Origin of the sequence: Gordonia sp. LUNF6, from assembly GCF_047041125.1 — a bacterium.
Lineage (GTDB): Bacteria > Actinomycetota > Actinomycetes > Mycobacteriales > Mycobacteriaceae > Gordonia > Gordonia sihwensis.
In genome coordinates this window covers 1,191,244-1,215,176 of record NZ_CP178181.1, presented here as the reverse complement: position 1 = coordinate 1,215,176, position 23,933 = coordinate 1,191,244, and the positions used below count along the sequence as shown (strand labels likewise).

The 23,933-nt window shown below is 68.3% G+C and carries 21 protein-coding genes, 1 pseudogene and 1 riboswitch; of the genes and pseudogenes, 9 read left to right on the top strand and 13 right to left on the bottom strand.

Annotated features, from left to right (window positions below; translation table 11 throughout):
- On the bottom strand, positions 1 to 1,062 hold the full coding sequence (locus ACK8HH_RS05725) for a YhjD/YihY/BrkB family envelope integrity protein (protein ID WP_006897238.1): 1,062 nt from the start codon (positions 1,060 to 1,062) through the stop codon (positions 1 to 3).
- Between the two features lie 62 nt (positions 1,063 to 1,124).
- A complete protein-coding gene (gene trpS / locus ACK8HH_RS05720; RefSeq protein WP_006897237.1) occupies positions 1,125 to 2,156 on the bottom strand; it encodes a tryptophan--tRNA ligase in 1,032 nt (343 codons plus the stop codon).
- A gap of 223 nt (positions 2,157 to 2,379) precedes the next feature.
- Between trpS and ACK8HH_RS05715 the strand changes: the two genes are divergently transcribed.
- Together ACK8HH_RS05715 and ACK8HH_RS05710 are read left to right on the top strand one after the other, a co-directional pair.
- On the top strand, positions 2,380 to 3,156 hold the full coding sequence (locus tag ACK8HH_RS05715) for a hypothetical protein (RefSeq protein ID WP_412475611.1): 777 nt from the start codon (positions 2,380 to 2,382) through the stop codon (positions 3,154 to 3,156).
- A gap of 216 nt (positions 3,157 to 3,372) precedes the next feature.
- Positions 3,373 to 4,080 carry a hypothetical protein gene (locus ACK8HH_RS05710; protein WP_412475610.1) on the top strand — a complete coding sequence of 236 codons (708 nt, stop codon included), beginning with the start codon at positions 3,373 to 3,375 and terminating at the stop codon, positions 4,078 to 4,080.
- A gap of 28 nt (positions 4,081 to 4,108) precedes the next feature.
- Here the strand turns inward: ACK8HH_RS05710 and ACK8HH_RS05705 are convergent, their stop codons facing one another.
- The 3 genes from ACK8HH_RS05705 to ACK8HH_RS05695 all read right to left on the bottom strand — a co-directional run bounded on the left by ACK8HH_RS05705 (position 4,109) and on the right by ACK8HH_RS05695 (position 7,532).
- Positions 4,109 to 4,951 (bottom strand): exodeoxyribonuclease III, encoded by an 843-nt coding sequence (locus tag ACK8HH_RS05705; RefSeq protein WP_045539307.1) that lies wholly within the window; start codon positions 4,949 to 4,951, stop codon positions 4,109 to 4,111.
- Between the two features lie 9 nt (positions 4,952 to 4,960).
- A complete protein-coding gene (locus tag ACK8HH_RS05700; protein ID WP_231650279.1) occupies positions 4,961 to 6,220 on the bottom strand; it encodes an MFS transporter in 1,260 nt (419 codons plus the stop codon).
- 94 nt (positions 6,221 to 6,314) lie between these two features.
- Positions 6,315 to 7,532 (bottom strand): NADP-dependent isocitrate dehydrogenase, encoded by a 1,218-nt coding sequence (locus ACK8HH_RS05695; RefSeq protein WP_006897232.1) that lies wholly within the window; start codon positions 7,530 to 7,532, stop codon positions 6,315 to 6,317.
- 364 nt (positions 7,533 to 7,896) lie between these two features.
- Positions 7,897 to 8,011: riboswitch (SAM riboswitch) on the top strand.
- 66 nt (positions 8,012 to 8,077) lie between these two features.
- On the opposite strand from ACK8HH_RS05695, the gene ACK8HH_RS05690 reads away from it, so the two are divergent.
- Both ACK8HH_RS05690 and metX read left to right on the top strand, forming a co-directional pair.
- Positions 8,078 to 9,388 carry a bifunctional o-acetylhomoserine/o-acetylserine sulfhydrylase gene (locus ACK8HH_RS05690; protein ID WP_412475609.1) on the top strand — a complete coding sequence of 437 codons (1,311 nt, stop codon included), beginning with the start codon at positions 8,078 to 8,080 and terminating at the stop codon, positions 9,386 to 9,388.
- Positions 9,389 to 9,436: 48 nt separating this feature from the next.
- A complete protein-coding gene (metX, locus tag ACK8HH_RS05685) occupies positions 9,437 to 10,597 on the top strand; it encodes a homoserine O-acetyltransferase MetX (RefSeq protein WP_412475608.1) in 1,161 nt (386 codons plus the stop codon).
- Between the two features lie 23 nt (positions 10,598 to 10,620).
- Here the strand turns inward: metX and ACK8HH_RS05680 are convergent, their stop codons facing one another.
- From ACK8HH_RS05680 to ACK8HH_RS05665, 4 genes are read right to left on the bottom strand one after another with little or no spacing between them, the layout of a single operon-like run.
- Positions 10,621 to 10,998, bottom strand: a complete 378-nt coding sequence (locus ACK8HH_RS05680) for a nuclear transport factor 2 family protein (protein ID WP_346075999.1) — start codon at positions 10,996 to 10,998, stop codon at positions 10,621 to 10,623.
- Between the two features lie 42 nt (positions 10,999 to 11,040).
- Positions 11,041 to 11,403: a DUF3017 domain-containing protein gene (locus tag ACK8HH_RS05675; RefSeq protein WP_278126704.1), complete on the bottom strand. Its 363-nt coding sequence runs from the start codon at positions 11,401 to 11,403 to the stop codon at positions 11,041 to 11,043.
- Positions 11,403 to 12,269 (bottom strand): bifunctional methylenetetrahydrofolate dehydrogenase/methenyltetrahydrofolate cyclohydrolase, encoded by an 867-nt coding sequence (locus tag ACK8HH_RS05670; RefSeq protein WP_412475607.1) that lies wholly within the window; start codon positions 12,267 to 12,269, stop codon positions 11,403 to 11,405. Before ACK8HH_RS05670 ends, ACK8HH_RS05675 begins: the two co-directional genes overlap by 1 nt.
- A 43-nt stretch (positions 12,270 to 12,312) precedes the next feature.
- On the bottom strand, positions 12,313 to 12,921 hold the full coding sequence (locus tag ACK8HH_RS05665) for a TetR/AcrR family transcriptional regulator (RefSeq protein WP_412475606.1): 609 nt from the start codon (positions 12,919 to 12,921) through the stop codon (positions 12,313 to 12,315).
- 121 nt (positions 12,922 to 13,042) lie between these two features.
- Here ACK8HH_RS05665 and ACK8HH_RS05660 point away from each other — a divergent pair.
- A pseudogene (locus ACK8HH_RS05660) lies at positions 13,043 to 13,988 on the top strand (cytochrome P450).
- A gap of 92 nt (positions 13,989 to 14,080) precedes the next feature.
- Complete coding sequence (locus tag ACK8HH_RS05655) at positions 14,081 to 14,455, top strand: PASTA domain-containing protein (RefSeq protein WP_412475605.1); 375 nt, start codon at positions 14,081 to 14,083, stop codon at positions 14,453 to 14,455.
- Positions 14,456 to 14,483: 28 nt separating this feature from the next.
- Here the strand turns inward: ACK8HH_RS05655 and ACK8HH_RS05650 are convergent, their stop codons facing one another.
- Entirely contained in the window at positions 14,484 to 14,654 is a 171-nt protein-coding gene (locus tag ACK8HH_RS05650; protein ID WP_412475604.1) for a hypothetical protein, read from the bottom strand.
- A 303-nt stretch (positions 14,655 to 14,957) separates the two neighbouring features.
- On the opposite strand from ACK8HH_RS05650, the gene ACK8HH_RS05645 reads away from it, so the two are divergent.
- Positions 14,958 to 15,422 carry a tRNA (cytidine(34)-2'-O)-methyltransferase gene (locus tag ACK8HH_RS05645; protein ID WP_006897221.1) on the top strand — a complete coding sequence of 155 codons (465 nt, stop codon included), beginning with the start codon at positions 14,958 to 14,960 and terminating at the stop codon, positions 15,420 to 15,422.
- Between the two features lie 37 nt (positions 15,423 to 15,459).
- Here the strand turns inward: ACK8HH_RS05645 and ACK8HH_RS05640 are convergent, their stop codons facing one another.
- Positions 15,460 to 16,524: a citrate/2-methylcitrate synthase gene (locus ACK8HH_RS05640; protein WP_412475603.1), complete on the bottom strand. Its 1,065-nt coding sequence runs from the start codon at positions 16,522 to 16,524 to the stop codon at positions 15,460 to 15,462.
- A 54-nt stretch (positions 16,525 to 16,578) separates the two neighbouring features.
- On the opposite strand from ACK8HH_RS05640, the gene ACK8HH_RS05635 reads away from it, so the two are divergent.
- The gene (locus ACK8HH_RS05635) at positions 16,579 to 17,733 is read left to right on the top strand and encodes a citrate/2-methylcitrate synthase (RefSeq protein ID WP_412475602.1); all 1,155 of its coding nucleotides are present in this window, start codon (positions 16,579 to 16,581) and stop codon (positions 17,731 to 17,733) included.
- On the opposite strand, the gene nagB is transcribed toward ACK8HH_RS05635, so the two are convergent.
- Positions 17,730 to 18,479 (bottom strand): glucosamine-6-phosphate deaminase, encoded by a 750-nt coding sequence (nagB, locus tag ACK8HH_RS05630; protein WP_006897218.1) that lies wholly within the window; start codon positions 18,477 to 18,479, stop codon positions 17,730 to 17,732. The two genes, ACK8HH_RS05635 and nagB, sit on opposite strands and share 4 nt — an antisense overlap.
- Positions 18,480 to 18,554: 75 nt before the next feature.
- Positions 18,555 to 21,845: an error-prone DNA polymerase gene (locus ACK8HH_RS05625; protein WP_412475601.1), complete on the bottom strand. Its 3,291-nt coding sequence runs from the start codon at positions 21,843 to 21,845 to the stop codon at positions 18,555 to 18,557.
- A gap of 146 nt (positions 21,846 to 21,991) precedes the next feature.
- On the opposite strand from ACK8HH_RS05625, the gene ACK8HH_RS05620 reads away from it, so the two are divergent.
- Complete coding sequence (locus ACK8HH_RS05620; protein WP_006897216.1) at positions 21,992 to 23,911, top strand: SDR family oxidoreductase; 1,920 nt, start codon at positions 21,992 to 21,994, stop codon at positions 23,909 to 23,911.
- The last annotated feature ends 22 nt before the right edge of the window (positions 23,912 to 23,933 follow it).

Genomic DNA, 23,933 nt, shown 5'->3' with positions numbered 1-23,933 from the left:
TCAGCGGTCGTGACGGCCGAGCCAGCCGGCCAGCCCCGCCGCCGCGGCGCCTATCCCGGCCGCGGCGATCAGACGGCGCGCCTGCTTCTCCGGCTCCGCCTCATACACCGGCGCCAGGACCACGGGTTCGGCTTCCGGCTCCTCCGGGTGCTCGAGCTCGTCGACGATCAGGAACCGCTCGTTGTTCGGGTCGGCGGCGCTCCAGGCGGCCGCGTAGAGCACGATCCGGGAAGCGAGATAGGCGAAGACCATCACACCGATGATCGGCCCGAACGCGGTGCCCGCCGGGCTCCCCAACACCTTCTGCAGATACAGGCTGCTCACCGATTTCAGGATCTCGAACACGACCGCCGTGCCGAGGGCCGGCCACAGGATCGCACGTGCCGACACGGTACAGCGCGGCATCCACGCGAGAACCACGATGAACAGCACCCAGGTGGCGGCCACCCCGACGATCACCGACGCCGCGCGCAGCAGGAAAGTCATGAGCCAGTTGTCGGGCAGACCCAGATAGTCGGTGATCTGCGAGCCCAGCGGCCCGGTGGACACGATGTTCAGTCCGATGGTGACGAGGAACAGCAGTCCCAGTGCCACGAACGTGCCGAGGTCGTACAGTTTGCCGAGAATCGCGTTGTTCTTGACGCGCCCGCCCCACATCTCCGTGAGACCGTTGCGCATCAACGTCATCCAGCCGATACCGGTCAGCGCCGCGGTCACCAGACCGATCACACCGACCGTGCGGCGCGAGGCGATGGCGGAGTCGATCACCGAGTTCAGCTGATCCCCGAGCTCGCCGGGCACGTGTTCGACGATCGCATCGGTGATATCGGTCAGCAGCGCGGGATTCCAGACCAGCACGAAGGCTGCGGTGGCGAACGACACCATCAGGATCGGGACGAGAGCCAGGATGCCGATGAAGCTGATCGCCGCGGCGTAGGCATTTCCGCGACGCTCGTTGTACCGGTCGAGCGTCGCGACGACGTGGCGCAGCAGGCCCCACCGGTCGATCGACGCGTCGTACAGCGCCTTCAGCCGGGCGATGATCTCCTTGATGCGGTCCATGCTCCCCTTCGTCTCGGCCACGTCACTCCCCGCGGCGTCGTCGCTCGGACCCTACCCGGTGATCAGCCGGGCAGCAGGAATCCGACCTTGTCGTAGACGGCGGCGACGGTGTCCGACGCGATCTCCCGAGCGCGTGCGGCTCCGTCGGCGAGGATGCCGTCCAGGTGAGCCCGATCGGCCAGGATCTCTTCGACGCGACCGCGCAACGGCGTGACGAACTCCGTGAGGATGTCGGCGGTATCGACTTTCAGCTCACCGTATCCCTTGCCCTCGTACGACGCGACGATTTCGTCCATCGCACGCCCGGTCAGCGCCGCTTGAATGGTGAGGAGGTTGGAGACGCCCGGTTTGTTCTCGCGGTCGAAGGCGACGACCCTGTCATTGTCGGTGACGGCCGAGCGGATCTTCTTGGCCGACCGCTTCGGTTCATCGAGCAGAGAGATCAGACCCGAGTCGGAGTCGGCCGATTTGCTCATCTTCGCCGTCGGGTTCTGGAGGTCGTAGATCTTGGCGAACTCTTCGACGATGTACGGCTTCGGCACCGTCAGCGTCTTGCCGTATCGCTTGTTGAAGCGCTGGGCGAGGTCGCGCGTCAGTTCCAGATGCTGCCGCTGGTCCTCGCCCACCGGAACGCTGTCGACCTGGAAGGCGAGGATGTCGGCCGCCATCAGGATCGGATAGGTGAACAGGCCTACGCCGGCAGCATCGGTTCCCGACTTCGCCGACTTGTCCTTGAACTGCGTCATCCGGCTGGCCTCGCCGAACCCGGTGAGACACGACAGCACCCAGGTCAGCTGTGCGATCTCCGGCACGTGCGACTGCACGTAGATGGTCGCGCGCTTCGGGTCGACGCCGACCGCCAACAATTGTGCGACGCTGCGTCGGGTGCGCTCCCGCAGCACCTTCGGGTCCTGCGGAACCGTGATCGCATGCATGTCCGGGATGAAGTAGAAGGCCTCGTCGAACTCGTCCTGCAACTGCACCCACTGCCGTACCGCGCCGAGGTAGTTCCCGAGGTGGAACGAGTCGCTGGTCGGCTGGATTCCGGACAGGACGCGGCGGCGCGGTGCAGGCCGCGATACAGGCGATGTCATGACCTCAATTGTTTCAGACCCGGACAATCGAGTTTCCGACGGTCGCGGACCGGCTTCCGCGCCGGTCGATCGGCCGACGAAACACCGAAATCGTGTCGCCATGTGTGACATGTCCGGTCATTGGATCGTCACGTGGTCACCACCACTGTTAGCTTCAAGCTTCAACCGGTCACCGCACCGGCCTCTCCCTCCTGGTCAATCCCTTCCGAACAACGGAGCCCCCATGAAGCTGTCCCTCGTCAAGCGCGGCGCGATCGTCGCTGCTGCCGCCGCCGTCGCGGGCGCCGGACTCACCGCTGCCCCCGCGGTCACCGGTGCCGTCGGCGGCGCCTCGGCCGCCACCTGCAAGTCGGAGTCGACCGAGACTGTCAGCGACGCCATCATTCCCAGCATCAAGTACATCTTCCAGAAGTCGGCACCCGCCGAGGTCGGCCAGGGTGCATCGATTACCTATTCGATCTCCGTCAGCACAACCGGCGCAGGTAACCCGTACGTGCAGGGCGTCTGGGACACCCCGCCGGCGGAACTACGTGATGTGAAGCCGACGGTCAAGGTCAAGGCGTTCACCCTGCTCGGCGGCATTCTCGGCGGCGGCGGTGCGTTCGACAAACTCATCCAGGAACGGGCCGTCGCACCCGGCGACGTCACCAAAGACAACGCCAGCTGGCGGATCAGCCACACCGGGTGGGCGATCTTCGCTGGTCAGGCATACACGGCGAGCTTCACTTACCAGCTCCCCAGCAGCGTTCGAGTCGGAAAGCAGCTCACCAGCGGCGGTGCCGCCGTGCGAGGAACGCCGGATTGGTCGATCGGTTCGAAGCAGATGCCGAACCTGACCGCCTGCACCACGGTGCGCGCACCCAACGCCGGCGAGGCGATCACCGGCAGCCTGGATTCCGCGGGTCTGGGTTCCTCGGACGGACAGCTGTCGAGCACCGGTTCACTCTCCGATGTGCTGCCGGGCGTCATCGGCGGCATCGTCGGTGACATGGCCGGCTGATCCCACACGATTCATCCAGTGGGTCCGCTTCCCGTGACGGGAAGCGGACCCGCTTGTTTCCGCGTAGTCGGGACCGCGGAGAAGCGCCCGCCGCCGACCTCGGATTCGTGCCATCGCCCGCGCCGCGAATCGGCTCCTCGGCTGTGTGCGTGCCAGGATCGCACCGAAGCGCCCTTGGCGCAGTCACTGATGATTCTCTCTGAACGGTGGTCCCGCATGAAGCGAATCCCCTTGTCCCGCACGACTTCTCTCGTCACCGCAGCCGCCCTGATCTGCGGTGGCCTCACCGCCGCCTCCGTCGGCGCGGCAGGTGGCGCCGACGCCGCGACCTGCTCGTCGGCCAGCCGCACCACCAAGAAGGCCACCCTAGCGACGCATAACTACTCCGAGTCGGTGACCCAGACCGCCGGTGCGCTCGCGAAGGTGACCTACACGATCGACGTCGGCACCTCCGGTGCCGGCAATCCGTACGTCAACTCGATCACCGACACCCCGCCCGCCGGATTCGGGAAGCCGACGGCGAAGGTGAGGGCGTACCACTTCCTCACCGGCCTCAAAGAAGAGGCGGTTCCGGTGACTGCGTCCGGTACCGGCTGGAAGGTCTCGAACACGGGCTGGTCGGTGACCTCGAGCCATCCCGTCACGGCGTCGTTCACCTACGACATGCCGCTGTCGGAGATTCCCGGCTTCCCGGTCACCAGCGGCGGCATCGCCGTCACCGGAACTGTCGGCGTCGACGGCACCTTCCCCGGTCTCACCGCGTGCTTCCTGACTCGCCCGATGTCTCCCGGCGAGGCGATCGGCAGCGTCAGCGGCGATCTGTCCAGTTCCGGGTCCACCCAGGACATCATCAGCGAGGTGGTGGCCGGACTGGTCGGCGGCGTGATCGGCGGCATCGGCAGCGGAAGCAAATCGGCCAGCTGACGGATGCGCCCCGGAGGCCGCGGACCGCTCAGCCGAACACCGCGGTCACCGGGGCGTGATCGGACCACCGAAGGTTGTACGCGCCGGCTCGATCAACCCACGTCCGTTGCGCTCGTGCAGCCAATGCCGGCGTCGCGAGGTGGTAGTCGATACGCCAGCCGGCGTCGTTGTCGAACGCCTTGCCCCGCCACGACCACCACGCGTACGGCCCAGCGACGTCGCCGTGATGCTCGCGCGCCACGTCCACCCAGCCGGCCTCCAGCAGCCCGGCGACCCATGCCCGCTCGTGCGGGAGGAAACCCGCGTTCTTGAGATTGCCCTTCCAGTTCTTGATGTCACGCTCGTCGGGCGCGATGTTCCAGTCGCCCGCCACCACCGCCAGTCCCCCGGTGCCGAGCAGTTTGTCGAGGTAGGGCCGGAACGCTTCGAGGAAGCGCCGCTTCTCCTCGTACTTCTCGATGTCCTTCTCCTGCTCGGTCGGCGCCGCCCCCGTCGGCAGATACAGGCTCGCCGCGGTCACCGTCTCACCGCCGAAGTCGAAGTCCGCCTCGATATAGCGTCCCGCCGTGTCGAACTCGTCGCTGCCGAAACCGACCCGCACCTGCGAGGGTGCGCGGCGAGACAGGATCCCGACGCCGGCGCGGCCGTTGACCGACGATTCCGTGTGCACGAAGTGCCACCCGGCATCCAGCGCGGGCTGCAGCGCCTTGCGAGCGATCGCGTCGCCGGCCCTCACCTCTTGCATCAGCACCACGTCGGGTGCGGCGTCCTCGAGCCACGGGAGCATGCCCGGATTGTCGTCCGAGCGCTGCTTCACAGCGGCACGGATCCCGTTGACGTTGATCGTGGTGATGGAGAACGGTGTGGTCACGGGACCACCCTAGCGACCGCTTCGGACATCGCCCACGGGCTCGTCTCCGACCGGAACCGCGACCTCCCGCTGAGGCATCTCCTCGCCGGACCGCCGCGCAGCCGCCACCGCCGCCGCGAGCACCAGCACGCCGCCCACCGCGAGGACCGCACCGACCAGTGACGGTGCCCGGTAGCCGAGACCGTGGGCGATCACCAGTCCGCCGACCCATGCGCCGAGAGCGTTGGCGACGTTCAGCGCCGAATGGTTGAGCGCGGCCGCGATCGTCTGCGCATCGTGCGCGACGTCCATCAATCGCGTCTGCAGCCCGGGGATGGCGGCCGATCCGGAACAGCCGACGAAGAAGGTCATGATCACGGCCGGCCACCCGGTGGACACCAGGAGCGCGAACAGCACCAGCGCCGACGCTGCGCTCGCCATGCCGATGGCGATGGCCTTGTCGCCCAGGCGGTCGGCGAGACGGCCGCCGAGGTAATTGCCGCTCACCATTCCCGCGCCGAACAGCATCAGCGCGATCGGCACCGCGGCCTCCGACAGTCCGCCCAGCGAGGTGAGCGCGGTGTTCAGATACGTGTAGAAGGCGAAGAAGCCGCCGAATCCCACCACGCCGACCAGCAGCGTCAGCCAGATCTGCCCGTGGCGGAGTCCGCCGAGTTCAGTGGCGGGATCGGTGGTGCGCATCGACCGCAGATCGGGCACCACGCGCCACAGCGCGAGCACCGTCACAGCACCGATCACCACGACGAGGGCGAGGGCGGCGCGCCACCCGAGCGCCTGGCCCAGCCAGGTGGCCGCCGGCACCCCGAGGACGTTGGCCACCGACAGTCCCATCATCACCTGCCCCACCGCCTGCGCACGGCGGCCGGGGCCGGCGAGGTGGGCGGCGACCAACGAGGCCACGCCGAAATACGCCCCGTGCGGCAGCCCGGCGACGAAGCGTGCGGCCATCAGCGTCGGATAGTTCTGCGCCACCAGACTCAGCGCATTGCCGAGAGTGAACGCCACCATGAGTGCGATCAACAGCGTCCGTCGCGACACCCGGGCCGCGAGCACCGCGATCAGCGGAGCGCCCACCACCACGCCCAGCGCATAGGCGGAGATCAGGTGCCCGGCGGTCGGCTCACTGACGCCGAGGCTCGACGCGATGTTCGGCAGCAGCCCCATCGCGACGAACTCGGTGGTTCCGATGCCGAACCCGCCGAGCGCGAGTGCTCCGACCACCCAGCCCACCCGCCGAGCCGGATGCTCGCCGTCGCACGATGCCGCCACGTCCTGAGTCTCGGTGTCCACCCGATGCGCAACACCCGCACGCCGAGCGCCATTCCACAGACCCGCGGTGACCTCCGACACCCGGAGGAGAGGACTACCGCAGCGCGGCCTGCAGATTGTCGTCGAGGGCGCCCAGGAACTCCTCGGTGGTGAGGTACGCCTGGTCGCCGCCGACCAGCAGTGCCAGGTCCTTGGTCATCTTCCCCGACTCGACGGTCTTGATGACGACGTCCTCGAGCTTCTCCGCGAACTCGCGCACCTCGGGGGTGTTGTCGAGCTTGCCGCGGTGGTCCAGACCACGCGTCCAGGCGAAGATCGACGCGATCGGATTGGTCGACGTCGGCTTGCCCTGCTGGTGCTGCCGGTAGTGCCGGGTCACGGTACCGTGCGCGGCCTCGGCCTCGCAGGTCTGGCCGTCGGGTGTCATCAGAACCGAGGTCATCAGTCCGAGCGAGCCGTAGCCCTGGGCCACGGTGTCCGACTGGACGTCGCCGTCGTAGTTCTTGCACGCCCAGACGTAGCCGCCCTCCCACTTGAGCGACGAGGCGACCATGTCGTCGATCAGCCGGTGCTCGTAGTGCAGCCCCGCGGCATCGAACTCGGCCTTGAACTCACGCTCGAAGACGTCGGCGAAGATGTCCTTGAACGCGCCGTCGTAGGCCTTGAGGATGGTGTTCTTGGTGGACAGGTACACCGGATAGTTGCGCTGCAGTCCGTAGTTGAACGACGCCCGCGCGAAGTCCTCGATCGACTTGTTGAAGTTGTACATGCCCATCACGACGCCACCCGACTCGGGGATTCGGACGATCTCGTGCTCGATCGGCTCGCTTCCGTCGTCGGGCGTGTAGGTGATGGTGACCGTGCCCGCCGAGGGCACCTTGAAGTCGGTGGCGCGGTACTGGTCGCCGAAGGCGTGACGCCCGACGACCACCGGCTTGGTCCAGCCGGGTACCAGCCGAGGCACGTTCGAGATCAGGATCGGAGCCCGGAAGATGGTGCCGCCGAGGATGTTCCGAATGGTGCCGTTAGGCGATCGCCACATCTTCTTGAGACCGAATTCCTCGACGCGGGCCTCGTCGGGGGTGATGGTGGCGCACTTGACGCCGACACCGTGCTTCTGAATCGCGTGCGCGGCGTCCACCGTGACCTGATCGTCGGTCGCGTCGCGGTTCTCGATCCCGAGGTCGTAGTAATCCAGATCGATGTCGAGGTAGGGGTGGATCAGCTTCTCTTTGATGAACTGCCAGATGATTCGCGTCATCTCGTCGCCGTCGAGTTCGACGACGGTGCCCTCGACCTTGATCTTGCCCATATGGCTCTGTGCCCTCCTCAGCAGTAGACCGCCGGCCACTCGTCCTCAAACGTAATACGGACGGTCGTTCGGCGCGGCGGGCTCCAAACAGAACGCGCGTACTGTTTTAACCAGCATATCCCATGAGCAGCTCAGCGACCGAGCGATCGTGCAAGCACCGCCGCGCCTCCGCAGATCCGCGCCGAATGCCCTGTGCGGCAGCAGTTCTCCTTGAACACAGCGCCGACGCGCCGAGACCGACCGCTCGCACCGGTCGCCGCTTTTGCGCGGTCCTACCACATCGCCCACCGAGTCGACAGATTTACGACCAGGGGCGGTGAAGCCGTTTCAACAGCCGCATCGAGTTGATATATCCTCAGCAACAGGTCATGAGTGTCAGCGCACAGCCCCGGCTTGCTGACCGGCAACCCTCCATCCGCGGTGGGGTGCTCCGGGTGATGACCTGGCTGCGACGGAAGTCGCCGCAGCAAGCGCGGGTCCGAGGGTCGGACCCAACATACGAGGCCCGCCCCGGGCCGCCGACCGAAGAAAGAGAATGACGTCTCATGTCTGACGCCGCGAATTGGAGCTTCGAGACCACCCAGGTGCACGCCGGGCAGGTAGTCGACGCGACCGCCAAGACACGCGCACTGCCGATCTACCAGACCACGTCGTACGTGTTCGACAACACCGACCACGCGGCGAACCTGTTCGCGCTCGCCGAGCCGGGCAACATCTACACCCGGATCATGAATCCGACGCAGGACACCGTCGAGCAGCGCCTCGCGGCTCTCGGCGGCGGCGTCGCGGCCCTCTTGGTGGCCTCCGGCCAGGCCGCCACCACCTACGCGATTCAGAACATCGTCGAGGCCGGCGGACACGTCGTCTCCAGCCCCCGAATCTACGGCGGCACATACAATCTCTTCCACTACACGCTGCCGAAGTTCGGCATCGAGGTCTCGTTCGTCGACGATCCCGACGATCTCGAGTCGTGGAAGTCGGCGATCCGGCCCAACACCCGCGCACTGTTCGGTGAGACCATCGCGAACCCGCACAATCAGGTCCTCGACATCGCCGGAGTGGCGGACGTCGCACACGCGCACAGCCTCCCGCTGATCGTCGACAACACGGTCGCGACGCCGTATCTGCTGAATCCCATCGAGCACGGGGCCGACATCGTCGTGCACTCGGCCACCAAGTACATCGGCGGTCACGGCACCGCGATCGGCGGCGTCATCATCGACGGCGGCACCTTCGACTGGCGCGTCCAGCGCGACGGTGAAGACCTGTTCCCCGGCTTCACCACCCCGGACCCGAGTTACAACGGCGTCGTCTTCGCCGACCTGGGGGCTCCGGCCTACGCGCTCAAGGCGCGCACGCAATTGCTGCGCGACACGGGCGCGGCCATCTCCCCGTTCAACGCCTTCCTGCTGGCTCAGGGCATCGAGACGCTGAGCCTGCGCGTGGAGCGCCACGTCTCCAATGCACAGAAGGTGGCCGAGTTCTTGGAGGCCAACGACCAGGTCACCTCGGTCTCGTACGCCGGTCTCAAGTCGTCGCCGTACTACGAACGGGCGCAGAAGCTGCTGCCGAAGGGCGCCGGCGCGGTCATCGGATTCGAGATCGAGGGCGGCGTCGAGGCGGGCAAGGCCTTCGTGAACGCGCTGACCCTGCACAGCCATGTCGCCAACATCGGCGACGTCCGCTCGCTGGTGATCCACCCCGCGTCCACCACGCACAGCCAGCTCTCCCCGGAGGAGCAGCTGGCCGCCGGTGTGACGCCGGGTCTGGTCCGGCTCGCCGTGGGCATCGAGGGCATCGACGACATCCTCGCCGACCTCACCACCGGGTTCGCCGCGGCAGCGCGAGTCAAGTAGCCGTTGTCTCGTCCACTGCCGTTGTCTCGTCCACTGAAGGGAGGCCAGGTGTCGGTCAGTATCGACCCGGCCACGACGGTGAGCGACCCCGACTGGGCCACCCGTCCGGACGGAGCTCAGGTCAGCGTCTCGATCGGCGATCTGACTCTCGATTCGGGAGCCACGCTGGCCGACGTCACCGTCGCCTTCCAGAAGTGGGGCACGCCGACGGCGGCCCGGGACAACATCGTGTTGGCGCTGCACGCGCTCACCGGTAACTCGCACGTCGCCGGCCCGGCCGACGATCAGTTCTCGATGACCGGATGGTGGGACGGACTGATCGGGCCGGGCTGCGCGGTCGACACCGACGAATGGTGCGTGTTGGCGCCGAACGCGATCGGCGGCTGCTTCGGCTCCACCGGTCCCGGCTCCCTCGCTCCCGACGGCAGGCCGTGGGGGTCACGCTTCCCGCGGCTCACCGTTCGCGACCTCGTCCGGTCGGAGTCGCTCGCGCTGGAGGCACTCGGCATCAGCCGGCTGGCCGCCGTCGCGGGCGGCTCGATGGGCGGTGCCCGTGCCCTCGAATGGGCCGTCACCTACCCCGACGCGGTCGGCGCCGCGCTGGTGCTGGCGGTGGGCGCACGCGCCAGCGCCGATCAGATCGGCACGCAGACCACCCAGATCGAGGCGATCAAGTCCGATCCCGCGTGGCAGGGCGGCGACTACTACGGGACCGGCCGCTCCCCCAGCATCGGAATGGGTATCGCGCGCCGAATCGCGCATCTGAGCTACCGGAGCGACCGCGAACTCGACCAGCGTTTCGAGAACCGCCCCCAGGGGGAGGAGAACCCGCTGGTCGACGGCCGCTACTCCATCGCCAGCTATCTGGAGCACCAGGCCGAGAAGCTCAAGCGGCGCTTCGATCCGGGCGCCTACGTGGTGCTCTCGGATGTCCTCAACAACCACGACGTCGGCCGCGACCGCGGCGGCGTCGCGGCGGCCCTGGCCGGATGCAGCGTGCCGACCGTCGTCGGCGCGATCGACTCCGACCGGCTGTATCCGCTGTACCAGCTCGAGGAGATCGCCCGCGAGCTCGGCGACTGCGTCGGCGGGCTGCACGTGATCCGCTCCGACGCCGGCCACGACGGATTCCTCACCGAGTTCGAGCCGATCCGGGAACTCCTCGCGAAGACGATGGACGTCGCGCGCCTGCGGCGGTCGGCGGACTGAGCCGCACCCCGCAGCGCTCACTCTCACAGTTCCGTCGAGGCCACCCAGTACTCGGTGAACCGTCCGTCACGGACGCTCAGGATGTCGTTGCCCGTCAGATACGAGATCTGGCCGTCGGACGTCGTACCCTGACCTGCCCACCGCCCGGCCACGTAGCCGTCGGCGGCGAACGGCCCGACCTCCACCTCGAAGACCAGGTCCCGGTAGGTGGCTTTCGTGGCGTCGACCAGTGCGGCGAGCTTGCCGGGACCGGCGACCTCCGCGCTCGGCCAGTGTCCGAGGAAGTCCTCGCTCACCAGTTCCTCGGCGACCGCCTTGAGACGTTCACGGTCGGTCGGCCCGTTCCACAATTCATCGATCCAGCGGCGATACAGATCGCATGCGTCGGCAGATTCGGTCATGCCTCAACCGTGACACATCCCGGCGCCGACCCGGCGGAGGTGCTATGCGGTTCCGAGCGAGTCGATCGATGTGGCGAGCCAGAGCACGGTGCCGCCGAGCGCCGCCATGGCGCAGATGTCGAAGACGCGGCTGCGCACCTGCAGGAGGCCGACGCGATTCGCCGGAAGGAACGCACGGAACACCGCGCCCAGGAGCATCGCCGAGCCGAAGACGAATGCCCCGCGGCGCCAACGGTCGATCAGCACCAGCAGCGCCGCGACGGCGATCACCGCCAGAACGGTGTAGTAGGGCACGTTCGCGATGAAGCCGTGCAGCTTGCGGGCACGGCGCATCGATTCCACCCGTGCCGAGTCGACCGGGACGGGCCCGTCGTGCGCGGCACCCCCGGACGCCTCGGCCGCCATCACTTGCTCTCGAGGTCCGCCAGCTGAGCTTCGGCGCGCTCGACGACGTTCGCCAGCAGGAATGCGCGCGTCAGCGGACCGACGCCGCCCGGGTTGGGCGACACCGCGCCGGCGACCTCCCAGACGTCGGGGTGCACGTCGCCGGTGAGTCCCGCCTCGGTGCGGCTGACGCCGACGTCGATGACGGCGGCACCCGGCTTCACCATGTCGGCCGTGATCAGGTGCGGCACGCCGGCTGCCGCGACCACGATGTCGGCGCGGCTCACCTCGGCCGCGAGGTCGCGGGTACCGGTGTGGCACAGCGTGACCGTCGCGTTCTCGCTCCGGCGGGTCAGCAGCAGGCCGATCGGCCGGCCGATGGTGACGCCGCGGCCGACCACGGTGACGCGCGCGCCGTCGAGCGGGATGTCGTAGCGGCGCAGCAGGTGGATCACGCCGCGCGGCGTGCACGGCAGGGTCGACTCCTTACCGAGCACGAGGCGGCCGAGGTTGATCGGATGCAGACCGTCGGCGTCCTTCTCCGGTGCGATGCGCTCGAGCGCCGCGTTCTCATCGAGATGCTTGGGCAGCGGCAGCTGCACGATGTAGCCGGTGCACGCGGGGTCCGCGTTGAGTTCGTCGATCGCGGCGTTCAGCTGCGCGGTGGTCGCGTCGGCCGGGAGATCCTTGCGGATCGACGCGATGCCGACCTTGGCGCAGTCGGAGTGCTTGCCCTTCACGTACGAGTGCGAACCCGGGTCGTCGCCGACGAGCACGGTTCCCAGTCCGGGAGTGATCCCGGCTGCGTTGAGCCGCGCCACGCGGGCGCTCAGATCGGTGAAGATCTCGTCGCGGGTGAGTTTGCCGTCCAGTCGAATCGCCGTCACGGGTCTCTATTGTTCCACTATCCCCGCCGATCGCGCGTACCCCCTAGTCGACGGCGCGCGCAGCGGCGGTGCCGCCGACCAGGGCGACGCACGCCGCCACCGCCGGCTCCTCGAGCGAGCTCAGCGGAAGGCCGCGTTCGATCGTCGATGCCGCGAGTTCCCGAATGCCTCCCCAGACGATCACCGCGGTCTCGCGAGACATCGGCGGGATGCCCGCGGCGTGGAACCGGTCCGTGCCGGTCAGGCGTGCCATCAGAGCCGTGAACGCCTCCAGCGAAGCGAGCTGCACCGCACGGGCCGCGTCACCGAGAGCCGGCAGTTCCCGAATCCAGCTGCGCGTGGTGCCGGGATTCGATTCACACACCGTGATGTAGGCGTGCACCGCCTGTCGCACCTGCGCCGGCCACGCGGACGCCGGGTCGACGGCCGTCTCGATGGCCGCCAGCAGTTCCACGTTGACGGCGCCCAGCAGTTCTACGTAGCACTCCTGCTTGTCTGCGAACTCGGCGTAGAAGGAACGTTTCGACGTGCGTGCCACACGCACGATGTCGGCGATGGTGGTCGCTTGGTAGCCGCGATCGGTCAGGCACTGGCGCATCGCGTCGAGCAGCCGTCCGCGGACGGTCGGGCTCTCCTGCTCTGTCGTCGGCATCTCCCACCTCACGGGTCCCCTTGGCAAGTTCGGTACTTCATCGTACCGTTGGTACCGACTGGTACCAGAGCGGACGCGGGCCGCGTTCCGCCGGTACCCGCTCCCGAGAAAGGACGATGTCGTGGATCTCCAAGTCTCCGATCAGGAACGCACTCGCGTCGACGGGCCGCACCGTCTTCCACCCGGCCCTCGACTGCCGCGCGCGGTGCAGGGTGCCGGATTCCTCGTCGACCGACGCCGATCCCTGCGCTGGATCGCGCACCGCTACGGCGACGCCGCCGCGCTGGCCCTTCCGTTCTTCGGCGAGACCGTGCTGATCAGCGATCCGGCGATGGCCAAGCAACTGTGCATGGCGAAGTCGGACACCGTCGTCAACGTCCGGCCCAACCTCGGGCGCACCCTGGGCCGCGGTTCGATGTTCGCACTCGACGGCGACGAGCATCGGCGCCGACGGCGTCTGCTCACTCCGCCGCTGCACGGGCACAGTCATGTCCGACGCGGAGATCCGCGACGAACTGCTGACCCTGCTCGCCGCCGGTCATGAGACCACCGCGACCACGCTCGCGTGGGCGATGGAGCGTCTGAGCCGGCACCCGCGGATTCTCGCCGACCTCGCGGCCGAGGCGCGGTCGGAGGAGAACGCACTCCGGATCGCGACGATCCACGAGGTCCAGCGGAGCCGGCCGGTGATCGACCTGTTCGGCAGACACGTCATCGCCGAGGACGGTCTCGAACTCGGCGACTACCGAATCCCCAAGGGATACAACGCGGTGGTGGCCATCTCACTGCTGCACGACGACAGCCGGCAGTTCGCCGACCCGGCACGGTTCGACCCGCAGCGCTTCGTCGACGCGAAGCCCGGGCAGGCGTGGCTGCCCTTCGGCGGCGGCACCCGGCGCTGCATCGGAGCAGCGTTCGCGCACATGGAGATGGATGTGGTGCTCCGAGAACTGCTGCGCACGTTCACCGTCCAGCCGACCGCAGCGAAGGGCGAACGCTGGCACTCCCGAGGCGTCGCGTACGCGCCCGCACGAGGCGGGCGCGTGGTGCTGTCGCGACGAATCTGAGGCGGCGGACGCGGGGTGGTTCCCCGCCGCCGGCCGATATGAGTCGGTATCGTCCCATTCATCAGAATGAGAGGCGCCCCATGTTTCGCTCTGTGACCGGTGTTGTTGCGGCAGTCGTCGCAGCCGGCCTGCTCGTCGGCTGTTCCACAGGCGACGTCTCCGCCGGAGGCGCGACGTCGCCGGAGACGACCGAGATGAACACTCAGCACCCTGCGGCACCAGTCAGCTCGGCCGCGAACGCGATCATGCCGAACGTCGTGTGCATGAACCTCCAAGAGGCTCAGAACGAGATCCAGCGCGCCGGTGTCTTCTACTCGCGAAGCAACGACGCCACCGGCAGGGGCCGGCACCAGATCCGCGATCGGAACTGGGTGGTCGTCGCTCAGACTCCGTCCCCCGGGACGCCGATCGGTGAGGGCGACGCCGTTCTGTCGGTCGTCAAGATCGGCGAGCCCAGCCTGTGCTGAACCGCCCAGTCCCTGCCGCGAACAGAGGTCAGGCGGCGGCCATCTGCTGCGACCGCGCGACGGCGAGGAACCCCTCGACCGTCACGTAGAAGCCGGTGGCGTCGTCGATCTGAAACCAGACGGTCTGCTTCGGATCGAGCCCGGCCCGTCCCGCGATCGAGGTGATGGTGGTGTTGTTGTTGTCGATAGTGCTGTTCATGTGATGCCTCCTGGCATTCGGGTAGATGGCAACGGCTCACGCCGTCGCGGGAGATGTCATGGGTCTGGGGCTCCGATATCGGCCCAGTCACGGACTTCATGAGGCTCTCGTGGTTCGGCTGCATCGATGCGCCGATCCTTGACCCAGAGTTCCTCGGGAGATTCGCGGATCGCTTCCGGCGGACCGTGAGAGGGTCTACGCCAGCGAATCGCGGATACAACATCCTCGCACATTCATTCGAGGCGCGTCAAGCACCCGTGCCTCGACTCCGGCTTGCGAGGTGCCGGAGCATAGGATCCTCGTGTGTTCCGAATCGTCTACTACCAGCCCTGCATCCCTCCGAACACCGGCAATGCGATTCGGATCGCGGCCAACACGGGCTGCGAACTGCACCTCATCGAGCCGCTCGGGTTCACCATGACCGATGCCCAGGTGCGCCGTGCCGGTCTCGACTACCACGAGATGGCCAATGTGACCGTCCACCCGGACCTGGACACCGCGTGGGAACGGCTCGCTCCCCGACGGGTGTTCGCCTTCACCGCCCACGCCACCCGCTTCTACACCGACGTCGCCTACGAGACCGGCGATGTGCTGTTGTTCGGACCGGAACCCACGGGACTGCCCGACGAGGTCCTCGCCGATCCGCGGATCACCGACCGGCTGCGCATCCCGATGCTGGAGGGGCGGCGTTCGATGAACCTGGCGAATGCCACCAGCGTCGCGCTGTACGAGGCGTGGCGTCAGCACGGGTTCGACGGCGCGGTGTGACGCCGGTGACGAGGTCGCGTCCGGCACGTCCCACTCGTCACCCCGTCCTGCTGCCTCGCCACCGCAGCGGCGCCTCGCCGTACTCCTCGACCGCGTGCGCGGCCATCCCGACCGTCCGCCCGTACTGAAACAGCACCTCCCCCGACCGCACCGGGAGCCCCAGTTCGTGGGTGACGACAGCACCGGCGAAGTCGATGTTCATCGGCCGCCCCACCCGGCGGGCGATCGACTCGGCCGCAGCCAGTGCCTGCGAGTCGGGCCGGTCGGCCCGGACACGGTCGAGCACGATCCGCGCCCGCGGATCCACCCCGGTGTAGATCACGTGCCCGAACCCCGGCACACGGCCTCCGACCACCGCGTCGGCCAGCGCGCGATCGACCGCCGTCCCGCCGACCACCGCGTCGAGCAGCACCCGGGCAGTGGCCGGCGCCCCACCGTGCAGCGGACCCGACAGCGCCGCGTATCCGGCGAGCAGCGCGTCGAACACCCCGGCGCGTGCCGACGCCGCGACCCGGGCCGCCGTCGTCGACGCGGCGAGCCCGTTGTCGATCAGGACGGTCGCGAGCAGGTCGATCCACGGGTGCGTGAAGTCGATTTCGGGCACTGATGCGGCAAGACGCGGAAGCAGTCCCACGACGCGGTCGCCGATGTCCGACAGATCGGCCCGCAGCGGGTCGGCCGCGGCGATCAACGCCACCGTCAACGGGATGCGGCGCTCGACGGGCACGCCCGACACCACGGAACCGTCGACGTCGGGCGGGGTCACGACCGACGAGGCTCCGAGGACCAACTTCGCCGCCCCCGCGAAATCGGTCTCCGCGCACAGTTCGGCGAGGTCACGGCCCCGCAGGTACAGGCGGTCGTCGCGGATCGCGGACACGCCGCTGGCGACGGCGCGGAACCGCAGCAGCCGGTCGCCCGCCCGGCGTCCGTCGTGCTTGGCGGCGGCCAGGGAGTCGATCTGCGTGCGGTCGAACAGCGATTCCGACTGGCCCGGCATCCGCCACGAGGACAGGACGCCGCGACTGACGTACGAGTACAGCGTCCCGCGCTTGACTCCGAGCCGGGCCGCCGCCTCCGACGTGGTAATCCACTGGTCCACGGGTTGATTCAATCAACATTGCAGATGTTGATCAATGGGCGCAGACTCGGCCGCATGACTCAGAGCACGCCCATCACCGTTCCCCGCGGACTGAAGAATGTGATCGTCACCGACACGGCCATCGGCGACGTGCGCGGCGAGGAGGGCTTCTACCACTACCGGCAGTACGACGCGACGGAGCTGGCGCGCACGGCGCGCTTCGAGGACGTCTGGCATCTGATGATCTACGGCGAGCTTCCCGACGCGGCGGCGTCGGAGCGGTTCGCGCGCCGCATCGGTGAACTCCGCGTCCTCGACGGCACCACCGTCGATCTGCTGCGCAGCGTCGTCACCCCCGATGTGGAGCCGTTGGCGGCATTGCGCGTGGCACTGGCGACGGCGGGGATCACCGAACGCCCGCTGTTCGACCTGCCCGAAGCCGACCGCATACACGCCGCGCTGCGCTACGCGGCCATCGCTCCCACCGTGATCGCCGCCGCGCACCGGCTCGCGCGCGGACTCGACGTCGTCGACGCCGACCCCGCCGCCGGACAGGCGGCCGACTACCTGCGGATGGCGACCGGGAACACCACCGACGACGCCGTCAGCGCCCTGCAGACCTACCTCGTGACCACCATCGACCACGGCTTCAACGCCTCGACGTTCGCCGGGCGTGTGGTCGCCTCATCGGGGTCGGACATGACCTCGTCGATCCTGGGCGCGCTCGGTGCGTTTCTCGGCCCGCTGCACGGCGGCGCGCCCGGACGGGCGCTGGCGGCGCTCGAGGAGATCGGCGATCCGTCGAACACCCGGGACTGGGTGCGGGGAAAGGTGGCCGGCGGCGAGGTCATCATGGGCTTCGGTCATGCCGTCTACCGCACGCACGACCCCCGCGCCGAACTGCTGAAAGAGGTGGTCACCACGCGCTACGACTCACCCCTGGTCCGGCAGGCGGCCGCGGTGGAGGCCGAGATCGAAACCGCGATCAACGAATTCAAGCCCGGTCGGCGACTGTACGCGAACGTCGAGTTCTACGCCGGTGTGCTGATGAGCGAGGTCGGTCTGCCGCCGGAGATGTTCACGCCGACCTTCGGCGTCGCGCGAATCGTCGGCTGGACCGCGAACATCCTCGAACAGGCCGCCGAGCGCAAGATCATCCGTCCGGTGGCCCGCTACGTGGGACCGGAGCCGAGCCGCACCGCGAGTTCGCGAACCACTGCGGACGCCTAAGGCTTGTGGGCGTAGACGTACTTGTAGTAGTCGGCGTCGGCCAGCTTGCTCGCGGCCGCGGGATCGATCACCACCGTCGCGTGACGATGCCACTGGAGGATCGATGCCGGGCACGACGCCGACAGCGGTCCCTCCACCGCCGCCGCGATCGCGTCCGCCTTGCCCTCGCCGGTGGCGACCAGCGCGAGCCGTTCGGCATCGCAGATGGTGCCGAGCCCCTGGGTGATCACGTGCATCGGCACTTCGTCGAACGAGTCGAAGAATCGGGCGTTGTCCTGCCTGGTCTTCTCGGTCAGCGTCTTGATCCGGGTGCGTGAGGTCAGTGACGACGACGGTTCGTTGAATCCGATGTGCCCATTGCTGCCGATGCCGAGGATCTGCACGTCCACCGGGCCGAGGCGGCCGATGAGCGCGTCGTAGGCTTCGGCGGCGGCCTTGAAATCGGGAGCCATGCCGTCCGGCGAGTGCACCGTGCCGATGTCGATGTGATCGGTGAAGTTGTCGCGGATGAACCGGGCGTACGACTCCGGGTGCGTGGGCGGAAGCCCGACGTACTCGTCGAGCAGTACCGCGTCGACGCCCGCGAACGACAGCCCGTTCTCGCGGTGCCTGCGGATCAGCTCGGTGTAGGTGGCCAGCGGCGACGATCCGGTCGCGAGGCCGAGCGTCGATGCACCGCCTTCGATCGCCTCGGCGATGATGTCGGCCATCACCAGCTCCGGACGATCGACGATCACGACCTCCATGCGTCTCCCCGCTCTCTGTGCGCCTCCGTCGTCACCGCGACGATATCCCGATTCGGCCGGTGGTGCGGCGAGTCGTCAGCACCAGTCCCGAGACCGCGTTCCCACTTTCAGATCCAGTCGCTGCAGCCGATCGGCGACGACGGTCACCGCTCCCTCCGCGTTCTGCACCCGGCCCCGGATCAGCAACGCCGACGCCGTCTGCGCCAGTGACCGATAGCGTGCCCACAACCCCACCGAACACACCACGTTCACCATGCCGGTCTCGTCTTCGAGGTTCACGAACGTGACACCCGAAGCGGTGGCCGGCCGCTGCCGATGCGTCACCGCTCCCCCGACCAGCACCCGGCTGCCGTCGGCCACCGACAGCAGCCGGGCGGCCGGGACCACACCCATCGCATCGAGCCGGGGCCGCAGGTATTCGGTGGGATAGGACTTGGGTGAGATGCCGGTGGAGAGCGCGTCGACGGCCGTGAGTTCCACCTCCGACATGCCGGGCAGCGTCGGGGTCGCCCGCGGTGGCGGCACGTCGAGCTGGTCGTCGCGCAGTCCCGAGGCGGCACCGGCCTCCCATAGCGCCTGTCTGCGATCCAGACCGAGGCTCTCGAACGCGCCCGCGGTCGCGAGCGCCTCCAGCTGCGCCGTCGTCGCATTCACACGCCGGGACAGATCCGCCACCGAGACGAACGGACCGCCGCAGGTCCGCTCCTCGACGATCCTCGTCGCGAGGTCGTCGGACAGTCCGCGCACCGCACTCAGGCCGATCCGCACGTCGAGCCCGTCGTTCTCCAGACTCGCGTGGGAGAGCGAGGAGTTCACATCCGGTCGGTGCACCTGGACGCCGTGCCGCCGGGCATCGGCGACCAGCGACTGCGGCGAGTAGAAGCCCATCGGCTGGGCGCGCAGCAGCGCCGCGCAGAACGCCGCCGGGTGATGGAGTTTGAACCACGCGGAGTAGAAGACCAGCGACGCGAAACTCTGCGAATGACTCTCCGGGAAACCGAAATTCGCGAACGCTGCCATCTTCTCGTAGATGCGGTCGGCGAGGTCGCCGGTGATGCCGTGTCTCTCGCGCATCCCGTCGTAGAACCGTGTGCGGAGCCGCTGCATCTTCTCCGGCGACCGTTTGGATCCCATCGCACGACGCAACTGGTCGGCCTCCGCGGCGCCGAAACCCGCGACATCGCGCGCCACCTGCATCAGCTGCTCCTGGAACAGTGGAATGCCGAGGGTGCGCCCGAGTGCGTCCTCCATCGACGGATGATCGCAGTGCGGCTCCTCCAGCCCGTTGCGCCGGCGGATGTACGGATGCACCGAACCGCCCTGGATCGGCCCCGGCCGGATCAACGCCACCTCAACGACGAGGTCGTAGAAGTTCCGCGGCTTCAGCCGCGGCAGGGTCGCCATCTGCGCCCGTGACTCCACCTGGAAGACGCCGACCGAATCGGCGCGGCACAGCATGTCGTAGACGGCCTCCTCGGCCAGGTCGAGCCGTGCCAGATCCACCCGCACGCCCTTGTGCTCGGCGACGAGATCGATCATGTAGTGCAGTGCCGACAGCATGCCCAGGCCCAGCAGATCGAACTTCACCAAGCCGACCGCCGCGCAGTCGTCCTTGTCCCACTGCAGGATGCTGCGATTCTCCATCCGGGCCCATTCGGTGGGGCAGACGTCGGCGATCGGCCTGTCGCAGATCACCATTCCGCCCGAGTGAATCCCCAGATGTCTCGGCAGCGAGGAGATCTGCGCGGCGAGCTCGCGGACGTCGTCGGGCGCGGAGTCGGGGATCTTGCTCCAGGCGTCCTGCTGCCCGGGGGCGTACCCGAGCGCCCGGGCCATATCGCGCACGGCCGACCGCCCGCGGTAGGTGATGACATTGGTGACCTGTGCGCTGTGACTGCGCCCGTGCTTGGCGTAGACGTGCTGGATCGCTTCCTCACGGCGGTCGGACTCGATGTCGACGTCGATGTCCGGCGGACCGTCCCGCTCGGGTGAGAGGAATCGCTCGAACAGCAGATGGTTGGCGACCGGGTCGACGTTGGTGATCCCGAGCGCGTAGCAGACCGCCGAGTTCGCCGCGCTGCCCCGGCCCTGACACAGGATGTCGTTGTCCTTGCAGAACGAGACGATGTCGTGCACCACGAGGAAGTAGCCGGGGAAGGTCAGCGTCTCGATGATCGCCAGCTCGTGGTCGATCTGCCGGTACGCGTCGGGACGCTGCTCCCTGGTGCCGTAACGCTCGCGGGCTCCCCGTTCGGTGAGTGCGCGGAGCCAACTGGCCTCGGTGTGGCCGTCGGGGACGTCGAAGGGCGGGAGGTTCGGGGCGATCAGCCCGAGCGAGAAGGCGCATTCCTCCGCGAAGGCGACGGCGTTGTCGATGGCTTCACGGTGGGCGGGCATCAGCCGGAGCATCTCGTCTCCGCTGCGCAGGTGCGCCCCGCCCACCCCGGGCATCCAGCCGTCGATGGTCGCGATATCGGTCCGGGCGCGCACCGCCGCCATCGCCGTCGCGAGTCGGCCGTTCTCCGGCGCGGCGAAGTGCGCGCCGGTGGTCGCGACTGTCGGCACCCGATGGGATGCGGCCAGTGACGCCAGAATCGCATTGCGTTCGTCGTCGTCCGACCCGGCACCGGGGCTCAGCTCGACGGCGATGTTCCCGGCCCCGAAACGGTCGATCATCGTCCCGAGCGCGGTGTCGGCGGCCCGCCGGCCGCCGCGGTCGAGCGCCCGGCGCACCGCACCCTTGCGGCACCCGGTCAGAACCAGCCAGTCGCCGTCGGCGGCGTACTCGGTGATCGCGTCGGCATCGTAGCGCAACAGCCCCTTCTCGCCACCGCTCATATGCGCGTCGGCGATGACGCGGGAGAGCCGGCGGTAGCCCTCGGCGCGGCGTGCGAGGACCAACAGGTGCTCCCCCGGCGGGTCCACCGCACCGGCGCGGGCACTGTCTCGCTGCAGCGAGAGTTCGGCGCCGAACACCGTCGGCATGCCGAACTCGCGGGCCGCTTCGGCGAATCGGACGACACCGTAGAAGCCGTCGTGATCGGTCAGCGCGAGCCCGCGCAGCCCCAGCCGCTGCGCCTCCTCGACCATGGCCTCGGGCATCGACGCGCCGTCGAGGAAGCTGTAGGCACTGTGCGCGTGCAACTCGGCGTACGGCACCGTCGATGCGCCGAACTCGATGTCGGTGGCCTGGTACGGGCCCCGCTTACGCGACCATGCCGGCGAATCGCCGCCGTCCCCCGGCGGCCCCGCGCCGTTGAACGTGGGCGGAAACGTCTCACCGAGCCGGTCGCCGCGCGCAGGCGCACGCCCCGACAGCACTCGCTCCATCTCCGACCAGGTCGGAGGCCCGTTGTTCCATCCCACACACCGATGATAGAACATATGTTCGATATCTGCCTTGCCGTGGCCCGCCCCGGCCACACCCCAAACGCGTGCCAGAGACCGGACCGACGCACGAATTACCGCTGTCAATCATTCACATCGGTATCTCTCTGTGAGACTCTGGGCCGGTGACGAGCTATTTCGTGACCGGCGGCAGCGGCTTCATCGGCCGTCGAGTCGTCGCGCGCCTGCTGGCCCGCGACGAGCAGGCCCGGGTGTACGCGCTCGTGCGCACCGGATCACTGCAGCGATTCGCCGCCGCCATGGAGAGGATCGACGGCGGCGACCGCGTCGTCGCCGTCGCCGGCGACCTCACACACGAAGGCCTCGGCCTGCACGGCTCCGACGTCGACGAGGTCGACCACGTGATCCACCTGGCCGCACTGCACGACCTCACCGCCGAGGAGGCCGACCTGCGGGCGGTCAACGTCGACGGGACCCGCAGGGTCGCCGAGTTCGCTCTCGCCCGCGGCGCGCTCCTGCACCATCTCTCCTCGATCGCGGTGGCCGGCGACCATCGCGGCGACTTCACCGAGACCGACTTCGACCTCGGCCAAGGCCTGCCGACCGAATGCCACCGCACCGTGTTCGACGCCGAACGCGTCGTGCGGGAGACCGAGGGCCTGCGCTGGCGGGTGTATCGGCCGTCGGCCGTCGTCGGAGACTCCGTCACCGGACAGGTCGACAGGGCCGACGGCCCCTACTACTTCTTCGGTCACCTCGCCGTGCTCAGTCAGCTGCCCTCGTTCCTGCCGCTGCCGATCCCCGATCCGGGGCCCCTCAACGTCGTCCCCGTCGACTTCGTCGCCGAGGCGATGGTCGCGCTGACCGATGTGCAGGACGGCCGGAGCGGGCTCGTGTTCCATCTCGCCGACCCCGACCCACGCTCGATCACCGACCTGTTCAACGCCCTGTCACCGGCCTTCGACGGACCGTGGGCCTTCACCGCACTGCCTTCGGGTCTGGTGAGGCCGATGCTGGCCGCCATCGGTCGCGGACTGCTGCGGCCCGGCCGCGACCTGATCGCCGAGCAGACCGGCGTCCCACCCGCGATCCTCGACGTCGCCTCCCTTCCCGTGGTGTTCCGCAGCGACGCGACCGCCGCCGAACTCGACACGCTCGGTGTGAGACTGCCCGATCTGGACGAGTACGCACCCCGACTGTGGCGGTACTGGTACGAGAACCTCGATCCGGCCCGTCACCGCCGCAACGATTCGCGGGGCCCGCTGGTCGGCAAGAACATCTTGATCACCGGGGCGTCGTCGGGAATCGGCCGCGCGACCGCCCGCATGTGCGTGCGGCGCGGCGCCAACGTCTTCCTGGTGGCCCGCGATGCCGATCGGCTGATCGAGACCGCCGCCGAACTCGACGCGGAGGTTCCCAAACCCGGGCTGCCCGTCGGACGCGCGTACGCCTATCCCGTCGACATCACCGATGAGGCCGCGGTGCAGACCCTTGTGAAGTCGGTGATCTGCGAGCACGGCCATGTGGACGTGCTGGTCAACAACGCAGGCCGGTCCATCCGACGGGCGACCGCGAACGCGGTGACCAGGTCGCACGACTATCACCGGATGATGGCCGTCAACTACTTCGGCGCCGTCTATCTCACGCTCGCCCTGCTGCCGCACATGATCGAGCGGCAGTCCGGACACATCGTCAACGTGTCCTCGATCGAAGTCCAAAGCCGCGCACCGCGATTCGGCGCGTACGCCGCGTCGAAGGCCGCACTGGAGGCGTTCAGCGACGCCACCGGTGCCGAGACCCTCTCCGATCACGTCACGTTCAGCAATGTGCGCATCCCGTTGACCCGAACGCGGATGATCGTTCCGACCAACGCCTACGACAGCGCTCGGGGGATCTGGAGCGTCGACAAGGCCGCCCACCGGGTGCTGCACGCGATCGTCGAGCGCCCCAAGCGGGTGAACACGCTACTCGGCGACCTCATCGATTTCGGTCATCACGCCGCACCGCGGCTCACCAACCGACTGCTCCATCAGGACTTCCTTCTGCATGAGGAGTCCGACGCCGCGCTCGGCCGCACCGGCTGACGACGAAAGCCGTCGTCCATGC